This window comes from Streptomyces sp. YIM 98790, from assembly GCF_011421595.1.
Taxonomy (GTDB): Bacteria; Actinomycetota; Actinomycetes; order Streptomycetales; family Streptomycetaceae; genus Streptomyces.
In genome coordinates, this window is sequence record NZ_WTLH01000167.1 from 1 (window position 1) to 12,820 (window position 12,820).

The window sequence follows — 12,820 nt, forward strand, 5'->3', positions numbered from 1 at the left end:
GGGACCACCCCCGCAGGCGCGGGGAGCACCGCCGGTTCGTCAACGAACTCGCCGACGTGACGGGACCACCCCCGCAGGCGCGGGGAGCACAGTCGGGTGAGTAGTTGGCGTCCGCACGCACAGGGACCACCCCCGCAGGCGCGGGGAGCACAGGAGCCGACCAGCGTCTTTATTCCGCGGGAAGCCTGTTTTTACTCACTAGCAGAGATTCCGACATAAGGAGCGATCCTGGTATTACGGTCGAAAGGCTGAGCGGATTCTTCGACTCTACCGGTCTCCGACGCACCGCTGTTGAGCCGCCTTGCTCCATCCCTGGCATGGGCGTTCGGGATATGCGTCTCCCCGGTGGGTCTTCCGGCGATGGGGAGCCAGGGGATGGTCGTGGTTTTCGACGATGAAGCCCCTGTTCGGGCCGTGTGGCGCTCGCAGAGGTCAGTGCACCGAGTTCGACGAGCGCGTTGTCGGGAGTGCGTCGGCCTATGCTGACCCAACTGGTCGGTGAACTCATGGAACCGGCCTCTTCACCGAGTGCGGACTTGATCGCTCTGGGGGGGCGTTGTGGACTGCGATTGTCGGACGAGCGAGGGGGCGCCGGGCCCGGGCGAGGGCGAGGGCGAGGGCGGCGCAATTTAGCGGCTCTGTCCCGTAGTCGGTGGTGACGGTGGGTTCTTGTCCTCGGAGCAGGATGCGGTGGCGGAGGAGGTCGAATCCGGTTCGGCCGTGCATCTGCCGCATGATCTTCTTGGTGCGGGTGTTGACGCCTTCGGTCGGCCGTTGCTCCACGGAAGGGGTCAGGCCGACGTTCACCGTGGTGCGGTGAGTTCGAGGCCGTTGCAGAAGCTGTGCAGGTGGAGAAGGTCGCAGGCGCGGGCCGTGGTGATCCACTGGGTGAGCTTGTTGTCGTTTGGCCTGGTCCGGGGCCGGGAGCGTGGCGAACTCGCCGGTGAGTCGGGTGAGTGTGGTCATCTCTGGGCAGGCCGCGGCGAGGAGCGAGCAGGGCGGTGTCCTTGGTCCACAGGTGTCGGGGTGGGTGAGCAGGAGCCGGGCGACGCGGCGGGGGGTTGTCAGCGTTACAGGTGGAGGGGTCTGGTGGTGGCGAAGGGCCATGGGGTGCGGGAGGCGGTTTCGAAGGCTGCGGGGCCCTGTGGGAGGTGGGTGAGGACGCCGAGGAGGAGTTTGTGGGAGACGGCCAGGAGGGGGCCTTGCTGCCGGGCGGCGAGATCGTGCAGGTAGGCGACGCACCGGGTGGCGCGGGAGTGGAGGGCGCTGAGGGATTCGCCGTCCTCGCAGGCCAGGTCGGGGGAGGTGGTGCGGAGGGTCCGCCAGGCGCGGTAGGCCGGAGGGTAGGTGTCCGGGGTGCGGTTCAGGACGCAGGTGGGCGCCCGCCATTCGGCGAGGAGATCGCTGGCGTCCAGGAGGGTCAGGCCGGTCAGGTCGCGGAGGACTTCGGCGGTCTGGCGGGCTCGCGGCAGTGGGCTGGTGATGATGCCGGTGATGCCGGCGGGGAGGGGAAGGGCGCTGATGAGGTGCTGGCGGCCCTCCGGGGTGAGAGGGGCGTCGGACGGGGCGTGGAGGCCGGGGCGGTGGCCGTCGTAGGCGCCGTGGCGCATGAGCCAGATGTCAGGCAAGGATCCAGCCTCCGTCCACCCGGAGGGTCTGGCCGGTGATGAATCCGGCGTGGTCGGTGGAGAGGAAGACGACGGCTGCGGCGATGTCGTCGGCTGTGCCGCGGCGCTTGATGCACTGGCGGGCGAGTTGGCGGGCGGTCATGGCGGCGGGGTCGTCCACCACGGTGGCCTCGGCGGGGACGTGGATGGAGCCGGGGGCCACGCAGTTGGCGGTGATGCCGGCGGGCCCGAGTTCCCGGGCCAGGGCTCTGGTGAGCCCTTCCAGCCCGGCCTTGGCGGCGATGTAGCCGACGAGGTCATGGCGGCCGGCTGTCGCGAGAACCGAGCCGATGGTGATGACGCGGCCGTTCCTTCGGCTGATCATGTCCGGGGTCACGGCCTGGGCGAGCAGGTAGTGGCTGGTGAGGTTGATGTTCAGCGCCTCGTGCCACTCTGCGGTGGACATGTCGGTCCAGGCAGTGCGGGGGTAGGCGCCGGCGTTGCTGATGAGGATGTCGAGGGGGCCGAGCCGTTCGGCGGCCTGCTGATGGAGGACCCGGACGGCGGCCGAGTCGCGGAGGTCGGCTTCGAGGGGTACGGCGGTGCCGCCGTGGGCCGTGATTTGTTGGGCAAGGGCTTCGGCGGCCCGGTGCTCGTGAAGGTGGGCGAGCGCCACGGCCGCGCCCTCGGCGGCGAGGTGCCGGCTGATCGCGATGCCGATGCCGCCTGTGGCTCCGGTGACCAGTGCCGTGCGACCGTTCAGGGAGCCGGGCATGGGGCCTCCGAGGTGAGGAAGAAGGACGCGGGGTCGAAGCCGGGGTCCATCACCTCCGCGAGCCGGGCGAAGAGCAGCATCCGGTCACGGGGCGCGAGGAGGGTGACGTCGTGGACGGCCAGGATGCGCATCGCGACGTAGGGACGCAGCAGTTTCCCCAGAGGTACCCCTGGCCAGAGGTGAGTGGCGATGGGCTGGACGAGCTGGTGCCAGTAGACCGTGGCGGCCAGGCGCCGGGGAGCGGAGAGCCGGGGCCGGTAGCTGATGCGGAGAGCGCGGTCGGCGGTGTCGATGGAGGTGTGGCGGAGTTCGGGAGTGTTGGCCACGATGTGGGCGAAGGTCGCGGGGTGGTCGGCGAAAGCGGCGGGGTTGTAGGTGGGGACGATCCAGCCGCCGAGCGCCGTGGTGTACCAGAGGAAGTTGGCGAACTCTCCGAGGATGCTGTTGGCGCCCGCGGTGTCGAAATCGAGCCAGGCGAGTGGATGGGCCAGGTTGAGATCGGTGGGGTCGCCCTGGGTGAGGGCAGCCCATACCGGTTCGCCGCTGCCGAAGTGCTGTGTGAGCGAGGCGAGTGTCGCGTCCCAGTCCAGGCGAACGTGATGTTCGTTGATGTGGAGGGTGTAGTCCCGGAGGTGGGACAGGGGCAGGTCGGTTGTTCCATCGGTGAGGACCGGGGCGGCGGTTGCGTAGTACTGGTCAAGACGTCCGCCGGGCGCCGCCCGGTCCCAGTACAGCTTGCGGACGATGGTGCGTGGATCGGCTCGGTGGGCGGTTCGCCGGATGACCGCGCGGTAGTGGGCAGTGAGGTCGTCAAGGTAGGTCCGCAGTTCCCGGCTCGGCTGTTCGGTGTTGAGCAGGTCGAGGAGGAGGCCGTGGCCGGGGCCGATGGGGAGCCGTTCGTAGAGGAGGAGGCGGCCTCCGGGGACGCGAAGTCGGGCGTGGAGCTCGGGGACTCGGTAGTGGCCTGCCAGGAGGTGGTGGCCGGCGATCTCGGCGCGCGCCTCGGCATGGTTCCGCGTGTACTTCAGGAGCAGGGGACGCCCGGTGACGGTGGCCGGGAGCAGCAGGTTGCGCGTGAACCGGCGTGGCGGGCCGAGGCTCCAGCGACCCTGGGACGAATGGCGGGTCACCGGGTTGCCTCGCGCAGAAGCGGGAGGCAGATTCGGGCCAGGTCGTCCGGTGTGATGGAGCCGAGTCCGGTGCTGTAGTCCGGGCCGAGGACATCCCGCACGGGGCACAGGTCGCCCTGGTGCATGGCGTCGGCGAACGGGGTGGCGACCGAGTGGTGGTGCGGGTGTCCGGTGCGCCACTTGCTGTGGCTGTGCCGGGCGTGCAGGCCGATCACCGTAGGGCCCCCGCCGTCGGCGCGGCGGGCGAGAGCGGCCAGGTGCGTCAGGCCGGTGTCGTTGCCGAGTACGAGGTCGCAGTGCGGGAAGAGGTCGGCCAGTTCTGCGGCGGGGACGCCGTCCAGACGCAGGTGCTGGACCGGGCTGTTCGCGTCCGCCGCCGTGATGCGCAGGCCGCCTGCCTTCCGTCCGCCGACGATCAGCAGCCGGACCGGGCGCCCGAGGGCTTCGGCGATGATGCGGGCGACCTCGGCGAAACGCAGCGCGGTGTAGTCCTTGAGCTCCGGCCAGCTCGTCGCCGTGATCGCGGCGAGCGTGGTGCCGCGGAACCATCCGGCTGCCCGGAGCCTGTGCACCAGGCGGCTGGGACGGGCGGTCAGGAGGGGAGCGAAGGGCGCAGTGGCCGGGAGACGGAGGCCGAGGCGGCGTTCGAGCGCCAGGTAGTAACGGTCGGGCAGGGCGGAGTAGGCGGTGCCGTCGCTGGACCAGCAGGGCGGTGCAGCGGGGTCGCAGACCAGGCTGAGGTCGGGACGGGTGCCGTGCGCCTCTGCGGCCGGCCGGTCGCCGATGAGGAGGCGCGGGCCCGCCCCTGACGGTGCTCCGGCGGTCAGCAGGCCGGAACGGGCGATCAGGCCGGCGTAGGGTCCGCCGGCCTGGATGGAGAGAGGGCGGGCGTCGACGCCGGGGGTCAGTCGCAGCCGGTCAACGACGGCTCGTACGGCGGACAGGGCGAGCAGGCTGTCACCCAGCTTCCCGAGAAAGGCGATCTCGATGTCGGTGCACCGCGCCAGGCGCGTGGCCAGTTCCGCGGAGACTGCCACCGGCAGGGAGGCGCCGACGGGGATCGTCCCGCGGTCGTATCCGAGGGGGGTGGTGTGCACGTCGGCGGCGGATGCCGTCCGGGTGCCGGGGCGGAACCGGATGTCGGTGAGCGTCCGGGGCGTCACGTCGCCGCTCCGATACGGGTGAGCGTGACCAGGGGGATGCCGTGGTCGGCGAGCATGGTGCGTCCGCCGCGGGCGGCGTCCTCGACCAGGCAGGCGGCGCCGAGCGGTTCCGCGCCGGCCTCCCGGAGCCGGAGGGCGAGATTCGTCAGGGTGTGCCCGGTGGTGATCTCGTCGTCCACCAGCACGATCCGCTGGCCGGCCGCGATGCCGTAGGCGAAAACGTCGGTGCGGGTGGCGTGCGGCTCGGTGAAGCGGACCTCTCCGGCGAGCGGCAAGTGCAGCTTCCAGGCGATCTTGTAGGGAAGCGCCGAGGCGGCGGCGAGGGAGACCGTCGGCAGGATGCCGCCGGCGTCCAGCCCCAGCAGGAAATCGGCGGACTGCTCGACATCGGGCACCTTGGCGCGAAGCCGCTGCCAGAGCCGGTCCCCGGCCGCGGTCAGGGCCTGGGGGCGGACCGGGGTTTCCAGGCCGTCGAGAGAGTGGACGATCCGCTCGCGACGGCTGGCGGGCCCCACGCTCAGCCGTTCGACGACGCGGGCGTTGAACGGCGGGGTGAGCACGTTTTCGGGCATGGCGAAGCTCCCGTCGGTGAGTGAGATGGGGGAGGGAGAAGATGCGGAGTGGCTGGTGCCGTCAGGCCGCGACCGAGTGGGCGTACCAGGCGAGCAGCCGATCGGCCGCCGCCACGACCGGGAGCAGGAGCTGCTGCGGCCGGCCCTCGCGCCAGGCGTCGGCGATCTCGGCGAGCGCGGGCACGGGCACGGCGAGCGGCGGCAGACCCGGGAGACCGGCCGCTTCCCGGAGGATCGCATCCGGTCCGGACTGCTGCGAGCCGTGCTCGCGCAGCAGCAGGCGGCAGGCCAGGACCAGGTGCTTGTAGAGCTGGCGGAGACTCTCGGGGCGGGCGTCGGCGCGCAGGCGGCGAAGAGTGAGGATCACCAGCGGCAGTTCCTGGACGGCGGCGAGGTCCAGATCTGCGCGGCTGACGGCGGGCAGCTCCAGGCCGGGGACGGCGTGCAGGACGGGCTTGCCCAGATGGAGCTGGTGCAGGGCGAAGACCAGCCGGGGAGTCAGGCGCCGGGCGGTCAGTTCGGCTCCGGTCGTCAGGGTGAGCCCGACGGATGCGGCCCCGGCCAGTGCGCCCCGGTACCGGCCGACGGCTTCGGCAACGGCCTCGGCCGCCTTGGCCTCCGCGACGACCAGCAGGTCGAGGTCCGACCACCCGGCGATCCAGTTGCCTTCCACGGCGCTTCCGGTGAGGGCGGCCAGATGTACGGAGGGGCGGAGGGAGCGCAGCGTGTCGGTGAGGTCGGCGGTTGCCGACGCCACCGCTGCGGGCAGGCCCAGGCCGTAGGGGGTGGCGCTTCTCAGCTCAACGGCCGTGCCCGGTTCGGCGATGCGGCGGAGCCGGGCCCGCAGGGCGAGCACGCTGCCGGAGTTGTCGATCACGTGATCGGCCAGCGCGGCCACCCGGTGGGCACCCCGGCTCATCTTGACCTCGTCCTTGGCGGCCACCGCCTGCGGCTGGGTTCCCGATCGGTGGACCCGCGCCTGGAACGGGGCGTCGAGATACACGATCCGGAGCCGGTCTCCCAGCAGACTTTTCAGTTCGGCGATCGAGGCGTCGTCGTGCACGGATTCGATGGTGAACAGCTTCTGGGAGACGTGTCCTTCCGCGTACCGGTTCAGCTCCTCCAGCAGCAGTTCGGCCTGGCGGCGCGCGGACAGCGCGTAGGGGTCGGCCAGCCCGTTGCGGTGCGCGGCCTGCCGGAGCAGGTAGCCGATCTTGAACCGCTGGGCTCCGCACACGCGCTGGACGAACTCGGCGCTGGTGCTTTTTCCGCTCTCGCTCAGCCCGCCGAAGGCCAGTACCCGTCCCAGGCGAGGACTGGGGGCCACCCCGACAGCGGTTTCCTCGTCGCCGCCGTAGAACTTGTGACGCGCCGGAGAGGGCAGGCGGGTCCGGCCGCTCCGTACGTCCTCCACCAGGGCGTCGAGCGCCGCGCACAGCTCGGTGCGCTGGCGGCGCAGGGCGGGGGTGCGGCGCCGCGCCAGGTCGTCGTGGCCCTCCGCACGCTCGCTGTGCCAGATGCGAAGGGTCAGGACCGAGAGCCGGTCCAGCACCGAGGCCAGGGTTTCGGTGTGGGGAGGTACCTCCGGCCCGGCCTCTGGGGCCAGGGCAGCGAGGGCCTCGTCGGCCTGCTCGGCCAGGGTGTTGCGCTCGGCGTTGAGCTGGTCGATCTCCCGTTTGAGGTCGGCGACTCGCTCGGCGGTGAGATGCGGATCGCGGACCCGGTCCTCGGCATCCCACAGCCGGCCGTTGACCGTGTGCAGGCGGGTGACGGCGTCGTCCAGCCGCCGCCGGTCCTTGCCGCCGAGGTTCGTCGTGGCCAGGGCGAGGCCCGGGGGGAGAACCAGTGGAGGGGCGTGTTCATGCGGTGTCATGAAGGATCTCCTTCGGCCGGCACGGAGACCGGCAGCGCGTGCGGGAGCTGTCGGACCAGCTCGTCGTGGATTTCCTCGACGGAGCGGTCCTCGCAGACAACAATTGCGTGATAGGTGCCGAGTTCGGCCTGACGGACCAGGGTTTGGTGCAGAAGCCGCTGGTAGGCGGGGTACGAGCCGGTCCATGGACGGCCTTCGCGGGCACTGGTGAGGGCGTAGGCGATGTCCGGGTCCATGGAGGGAAGCAGGAGCAATGCGGTCTCGGGCGGCGAGGCCGCGGCAGCCAGTCCGGTGACACGCTTCAGGGCGGCGGAGACGTCCAGGCTCTCCTTGAGCGCGCAGGTGGCGGCGGAGACGGCCAGCAGCATGGGCAGCCCCCGGTCAAGCAGCCCGACGCGCCCCTGTTCCCTGGCCGCCGCGCGGTTGGTGTGGCCGGCCAGCAGCATGCCGGTCAGCTCCTTCGTGGTGGAGGTCTCGAACCACCACCTGGCGTAGCCGGGGCCTGCCACCCGTTCCCACCGCTCGGGGTCGTGCTCATGCACGGCGCCCAGCGGTTGCAGGAGGGGCGATCTCCGTGCCAGCCGCCGGAGTTGCGTGGTCTTGCCGACGTTGTCCGGACCGTTGAGGCTGATGAACTCCGGGACGTCCGGCACGGCGTTCAGTCCTTGCGGACCGGCGTGTCCAGCACGGAGAGGATGGCGTCGGTGTTCGTCGCCATGAACTCCGCCAGCTCCGGGGGCATCAGCGCCAGGCCCCGGATGGACTCCGCGGTGAACGGCACCCGCACCACCTCGTACCCGCCGCGCTCCGGCTTGGAGAACTCCGTGCCCGTCCGGGCGGACAGGTCCATCCGCTCCAGCCGGGCGGCGAAGATGTGCTGCACCCCCAGCCCGTGCTCCAGTTCGTCGGTGATCAGGTGGACCAGCTCCGCCCGTCCGAGGGTGCCGCCGAGTTCCTCGAAGACCTCCCGGCGCAGAGCGGCCTCGATGGTGGGGTCGTCGTCCTCCACTCCTCCGCCGACGGTCACCCAGTAGGGTTCGCGGCCCGGACGGGTGCGCTTGATCAGCACCAGGTCGTCGCCGTCGAGCAGGATCGCGCGGGCGCTGCGCTTCACGATGGGTGCCATCGGAACTCTCCCTGTCTGCACGGATACACGAAAGCCGGTCGATCCTCACTCATCGTGAGGGCATCACGTCCGGCTGTGGTCATCCAGCATGGGCCACCGGCCAGGGCGTCCACGATGTCCGGCCGCTGCACTTTCGCCGTACCACTGCCGAACACGCCCGGCTACGCTGGGTCGTTCACCGTGGGGCGGGGCAGGGAACCGATGATGGTGACGGTGCAGCGATGGACAGGGCGGGAATCCCGGCTGCTGCGCGCGGCGCTCCGAATGAGCGTCCGTGACTTCGCGGCGCATCTTGGGATCAGTGACCGGGCGGTCTCCAAGTGGGAGGCGGGCGGGGAGGACTACGTGCCCCGACCCGATTCCCAGGCTGTGCTCGACACCGCACTGGCCAGGTCACCGGCCGAGGTACAGGCACGCTTCGACGCCGCGCTGGGTACCGCGAACTCTTCCACGGCCGAGGCCGGGGCGTCAGAGATCCGAATCGACTCGCACAAGTTCCTTCCGGGTCTTCATCGGCGCCGAACGAGCGGCATCCCTGCTCGGCGAAGCCGAAGTCCAGCCGTCCGGCTCCTGGCTGGAGACGGGCTCCCTTCGCATCGCCCATCCGGACGCCTCCGCGTGCACGCTGCACATCGCGCCCTGCGGAACAGCCCTGTTCCACATCGTCCAGCCGCGTCGGCCGGCCTCGATCACCGACCTCGCCCTCTGGCGCTACCGAAGCTACGCGGCAGACCTGACCTGGGCGGCCCGGATGACCCGGGACCTGCTGGGCGGCCGTGGGCGGCAACCTGCCGCCGAATATGTACTCTCCCTGTACTGGCTGCACGCGGGCCCCTGGACGGAACCCGAACTGCACACCGCGCTGCGCCTGCTGTCCACGCCTTCGGTGCTGGTGGACCGGACCGTCCCCGAGGATGTCCAGGCGCTGGAGGGCCCGGTGGAGCAGGCGTTGTTCACCTCCGGCTTCGATCATCCGGATGTGGTGTCCTTCGGCGTCCGGGGTGTCTCCGCCGGGTACGCGGGCTGGTCCGGTGTCGCCTATCACGCGCTTTCCCCCGAACGTGCCCTCGGAGTCGAGGAGATCGTCGCCTGCGAGCTGACCGTACAAAGCCTGTGGTGCTACTCCCGGCAGATCCAGCAGCTCATCGAGAACGGCGAAGACCCCTCCATGCCCCAGCAGTACGGCTGGCGGTTCCTGCGCGCGGCGTACTCTCGGCTGACGACAGCGCGTCCTCGGGAGACGGCGCAGCACTGCCTGATGCGGGAGGCCGTGGTGAAGACCAGCGGGCTCGCGGGACGCCTGCGCGCAGCCCAGGAAGCGCTCCGCGAGAGCATCGGCTGACGGCAGGAGGCGGAAAAGGGTGTCCGGAGTCGCGAAGGACAGGGCAGTGCTCGTCGTGGTGGACGTGCAGAACGGCTTCATCAACCACCGCAGCAAGCACATTGTCCCGGCCGTCGTCCGCCTGGCCGAGCAGTGGCAGGCGCACGGACTGCCCGTCGTCCTCACCCGCTACCACAACCACCCCGGCAGTCCTTTCGAGCGGTTCTTCTCCTGGACCCGCCTCCAGCACCCACCCGAGACCGACCTCGTCCCCGAACTCGCCCCTGTCGCCGCCCGCGCCCGCGCGGTGACCGACAAGTCCGGTTACTCGTGCTTCACCCCCGAGACGGACGCGCTGATCACCGGCGAAGGCTGGACGGACCTGGTTTTCTGCGGCATCGCCACGGAAAGCTGCGTGCTGAAGTCCGCTGCCGACGCCTTCGAACGGGGCCTGGCCCCCTGGGTCGTCACCGACGCCTGCGCGAGTGACGCCGGTCCCGCCGTACATGACGCGGGCCTGCTCGTCGCCCGCCGCCTGATCGGCCCTGGCCAGCTCATCACCGCCCGCACCGCACTCATCGCCGCTGCCGGAAGGACCTCGCCGTGACGCCCCCGCCCCTGCTTCCTCCCGCCACCGACCTGCTGATCGTCGGTGGCGGCCCGGCCGGCTGCGCCGCCGCCCTGACCGCCGCCGGTGTCGGCATGCGCTCCCTGCTCCTGGAACAGGACGACCGGCTGTGCGGGAAGCTGTGGCAGATCCCGGCCCTGGACAACGTCCTCGGCGGCCACCGCACCGGCCCGGATCTGGCCGCCGCCATCACCGCCGACCTCGCCCGCAGCCCGCTGTGCACCGTCGCCACCGGGGCCCGCGTCACCTCCCTCACCCCGCACGACACCCACATCACCGTCACCACCCACACCGGCACCGAACACCACGCTCCCCACGCCGTCCTGGCCACCGGCGTCGGCCCCCTCACCCTCACCGACACCGACTGGATCACCGCACCCGACGACCTCCACCTCTCTCCCCTGTGGGACGCCGACCCCGCCACTGTCACCGACCGCACCGTGCTCGTCCTGGGCGCCGACCGCCCCCTGGGCACCTTCCTGCGCGCCCACCCCGACCTGAAAACCACCCTCCTCGTCCCCCACCCGCCCACCGACGCCTACAAAGCGGAAGAAGCAGCGGACGATCCCCGCGTCACCCTCCTCCCCACCCACCGCATCACCGTGGCGCTGGGCGCGGAAGGAGAGATCCGCGCGGAACTGGAGACCACCGACGGCACCCGCCGCACCCTCACCGCCGACGCCGCCTTCACCAACCTCGGTAACGCCGCCACCGTCCCGCCCGGCGGAGCCGTGCGCGATGCCACCGGGTACTGCCCGCCCGGCGAACAGCACCCCCGCCTGCTCACCGCCGGTGACGTGCGCTCCGCCCGCTACCAGCGCATCATGACCGCCATCGGCTCCGGCACCGAAGCCGCCCTGCGGGCCTACTACACCACCCGCAACCTGGCCACCTGACCGTGTACCGGCACGCACCCGTGCCGGCATCCCTGGAGGAGCGGACATGACGCAGCAGCACACCGCAGAGGAGCAACCGGCTGTTGCCGCCGCCGTCATCGTTCACGAAGGGCGGGTCCTCTTGGTGCGGAGGCGTGTCAGCGAGGGCAACCTCTCATGGCAGTTCCCGGCTGGGAAAGTGGAGCCCGGCGAGACCCGCGAGGACGCGGCCGTACGGGAGACCGGAGAAGAGACCGGCCTCCACGTCTCCGCGGTCAAGCTGCTCGGCGAACGCGTCCACCCGGCAACCGGCAGGCGCATCTCCTATACCGCCTGCGAAGTAATCAGCGGCACCGCCCACGTCGCCGCCGCTGAAGAAGTCGCCGAAGTCGCATGGGTGTCCCTCGCCGACATCCCCCAGTACGTGCCTTATGGCCTGTACGACCCGGTGCAGCACCATCTGGACGCCACCCTCGCCGGCTGACTGGTACGCACCTCCCTCGATTGCGCGAATGCGTGGAGATGGGCACGTGGAGGGCACGGGGGTGGGGGAGGGGTCTGGGCAACAAACAACCCCCAGGTCGGTGACCTGGGGTTTGGGTGAGAGCGGGCGACGAGAATCGAACTCGCGCTCTGAGCTTGGGAATCACCGGCTCTCCAATGCGCAAACCGCCCCTGACCTGTGCAAACGGTCTCCCGGCGACACCCCGGTGAAGCCCCGATTGCACCGCTGTTGACCAGTGCTGACCGCTCTGGAGGGCACGGATGGGGCACGGCGCAGCGTCTCACGACGAATCCAAGGCGCCATGATCGTCGAGGCCTGTGGCCTCCAATCGATCCTTTCCAGACCGGTGTGTCTGCGGCCAGCCGAATGGCCGCAGACACCGGCACAGGAGCCGCCGTGCTGCATCTGGCAGGAGTGGGGACCATCCGCGCAGGCGCGGGGAGCACGCGACAACTACGCGAGCTTGACGGCCAATCAGGGGACCACCCCCGCAGGCGCGGGGAGCACATCCCCCGGGCCGGTCGGACGGCGCCGGGGGCGGGACCACCCCCGCAGGCGCGGGGAGCACTTCGGCGCGATGCTGATGCTGGTCGCCGGGGTGGGACCACCCCCGCAGGCGCGGGGAGCACAGCGGCAGCCTGGCATCCGTGCTGGCGCCAAAAGGACCACCCCCGCAGGCGCGGGGAGCACACCGGAGCACTCAGCATCGCCAACCGCACGGTGGGACCACCCCCGCAGGCGCGGGGAGCACGGCGTGCACGGTCCAGTTGTCGGGCCGGTTCCGGGACCACCCCCGCAGGCGCGGGGAGCACATTTCCACTCCGGGGACTTCGCGGATTTCTCCGGGGACCACCCCCGCAGGCGCGGGGAGCACTCAGCCCTCCGGCGCCGAGGCACGGTCAGCCCGGGACCACCCCCGCAGGCGCGGGGAGCACCAGTACGGGCCCGAAGGGGCGGCCGCCATGTGGGGACCACCCCCGCAGGCGCGGGGAGCACGCGCGACGTGGTCCTGGACGACGTCCTGACCATGGGACCACCCCCGCAGGCGCGGGGAGCACAAGAACGACATCCTCGGCGGCCTGGTCATCCGAGGACCACCCCCGCAGGCGCGGGGAGCACGCACTTAAATCCGGCAGCCAGGCCATGCAGGAGGGACCACCCCCGCAGGCGCGGGGAGCACTTCAAACGAGCCGCCATGAACCTGGGAGATCAGGGACCACCCCCGCAGGCGCGGGGAGCACCGCC

The 12,820-nt window shown here is 71.0% G+C and carries 12 protein-coding genes, 1 pseudogene and 2 CRISPR repeat arrays; of the genes and pseudogenes, 4 read left to right on the plus strand and 9 right to left on the minus strand.

Features of this window, described 5'->3' with window-relative positions; all coding sequences use genetic code 11:
* Positions 1–153: direct repeats of the CRISPR family, unit length 29 nt; unit sequence GGGACCACCCCCGCAGGCGCGGGGAGCAC.
* Between the two features lie 525 nt (positions 154–678).
* The 9 genes and pseudogenes from GQS09_RS29830 to GQS09_RS22295 all read right to left on the minus strand — a co-directional run.
* Positions 679–1,062, minus strand: a pseudogene (locus GQS09_RS29830) (transposase); the annotation flags it as partial.
* A gap of 8 nt (positions 1,063–1,070) precedes the next feature.
* Positions 1,071–1,628, minus strand: a complete 558-nt coding sequence (locus GQS09_RS22260) for a histidine phosphatase family protein (RefSeq protein WP_165989028.1) — start codon at positions 1,626–1,628, stop codon at positions 1,071–1,073.
* Positions 1,621–2,382, minus strand: a complete 762-nt coding sequence (locus tag GQS09_RS22265) for an SDR family NAD(P)-dependent oxidoreductase (RefSeq protein WP_165989030.1) — start codon at positions 2,380–2,382, stop codon at positions 1,621–1,623. The genes GQS09_RS22260 and GQS09_RS22265 overlap by 8 nt, the downstream gene beginning before the upstream one ends.
* On the minus strand, positions 2,367–3,512 hold the full coding sequence (locus GQS09_RS22270) for a hypothetical protein (RefSeq protein ID WP_165989032.1): 1,146 nt from the start codon (positions 3,510–3,512) through the stop codon (positions 2,367–2,369). Before GQS09_RS22270 ends, GQS09_RS22265 begins: the two co-directional genes overlap by 16 nt.
* Positions 3,509–4,675 (minus strand): glycosyltransferase family 9 protein, encoded by a 1,167-nt coding sequence (locus GQS09_RS30740; protein WP_165989034.1) that lies wholly within the window; start codon positions 4,673–4,675, stop codon positions 3,509–3,511. Before GQS09_RS30740 ends, GQS09_RS22270 begins: the two co-directional genes overlap by 4 nt.
* Positions 4,672–5,247 (minus strand): phosphoribosyltransferase, encoded by a 576-nt coding sequence (locus GQS09_RS22280; RefSeq protein WP_165989036.1) that lies wholly within the window; start codon positions 5,245–5,247, stop codon positions 4,672–4,674. The genes GQS09_RS30740 and GQS09_RS22280 overlap by 4 nt, the downstream gene beginning before the upstream one ends.
* A gap of 61 nt (positions 5,248–5,308) precedes the next feature.
* Positions 5,309–7,120 carry a DUF4254 domain-containing protein gene (locus GQS09_RS22285; protein WP_165989037.1) on the minus strand — a complete coding sequence of 604 codons (1,812 nt, stop codon included), beginning with the start codon at positions 7,118–7,120 and terminating at the stop codon, positions 5,309–5,311.
* A complete protein-coding gene (locus GQS09_RS22290) occupies positions 7,117–7,773 on the minus strand; it encodes a hypothetical protein (protein ID WP_165989039.1) in 657 nt (218 codons plus the stop codon). Before GQS09_RS22290 ends, GQS09_RS22285 begins: the two co-directional genes overlap by 4 nt.
* 5 nt (positions 7,774–7,778) lie before the next feature.
* A complete protein-coding gene (locus tag GQS09_RS22295; RefSeq protein ID WP_165989041.1) occupies positions 7,779–8,246 on the minus strand; it encodes an NUDIX domain-containing protein in 468 nt (155 codons plus the stop codon).
* A 751-nt stretch (positions 8,247–8,997) separates the two neighbouring features.
* Here GQS09_RS22295 and GQS09_RS29840 point away from each other — a divergent pair.
* From GQS09_RS29840 to GQS09_RS22315, 4 genes are read left to right on the plus strand one after another with little or no spacing between them, the layout of a single operon-like run.
* Positions 8,998–9,588, plus strand: a complete 591-nt coding sequence (locus tag GQS09_RS29840) for a hypothetical protein (protein WP_243761668.1) — start codon at positions 8,998–9,000, stop codon at positions 9,586–9,588.
* A gap of 19 nt (positions 9,589–9,607) precedes the next feature.
* The gene (locus GQS09_RS22305) at positions 9,608–10,174 is read left to right on the plus strand and encodes an isochorismatase family cysteine hydrolase (protein ID WP_165989043.1); all 567 of its coding nucleotides are present in this window, start codon (positions 9,608–9,610) and stop codon (positions 10,172–10,174) included.
* Positions 10,171–11,091, plus strand: a complete 921-nt coding sequence (locus GQS09_RS22310) for an FAD-dependent oxidoreductase (protein WP_313896276.1) — start codon at positions 10,171–10,173, stop codon at positions 11,089–11,091. The genes GQS09_RS22305 and GQS09_RS22310 overlap by 4 nt, the downstream gene beginning before the upstream one ends.
* A gap of 46 nt (positions 11,092–11,137) precedes the next feature.
* The gene (locus GQS09_RS22315; RefSeq protein WP_165989045.1) at positions 11,138–11,554 is read left to right on the plus strand and encodes an NUDIX hydrolase; all 417 of its coding nucleotides are present in this window, start codon (positions 11,138–11,140) and stop codon (positions 11,552–11,554) included.
* A gap of 438 nt (positions 11,555–11,992) precedes the next feature.
* A CRISPR array of direct repeats spans positions 11,993–12,816; the repeat unit is 29 nt; unit sequence GGGACCACCCCCGCAGGCGCGGGGAGCAC.
* Positions 12,817–12,820: the final 4 nt, after the last annotated feature.

Bases quoted from the DNA above. Each gene is read 5' to 3' on its own strand.
- GQS09_RS22265 (WP_165989030.1), bottom strand. From the start codon at position 2,382: ATGCCCGGCTCCCTGAACGGTCGCACGGCACTGGTCACCGGAGCCACA.
- GQS09_RS22280 (WP_165989036.1), bottom strand. From the start codon at position 5,247: ATGCCCGAAAACGTGCTCACCCCGCCGTTCAACGCCCGCGTCGTCGAA.
- GQS09_RS22285 (WP_165989037.1), bottom strand. From the start codon at position 7,120: ATGACACCGCATGAACACGCCCCTCCACTGGTTCTCCCCCCGGGCCTC.
- GQS09_RS22295 (WP_165989041.1), bottom strand. From the start codon at position 8,246: ATGGCACCCATCGTGAAGCGCAGCGCCCGCGCGATCCTGCTCGACGGC.
- GQS09_RS29840 (WP_243761668.1), top strand. From the start codon at position 8,998: ATGACCCGGGACCTGCTGGGCGGCCGTGGGCGGCAACCTGCCGCCGAA.
- GQS09_RS22315 (WP_165989045.1), top strand. From the start codon at position 11,138: ATGACGCAGCAGCACACCGCAGAGGAGCAACCGGCTGTTGCCGCCGCC.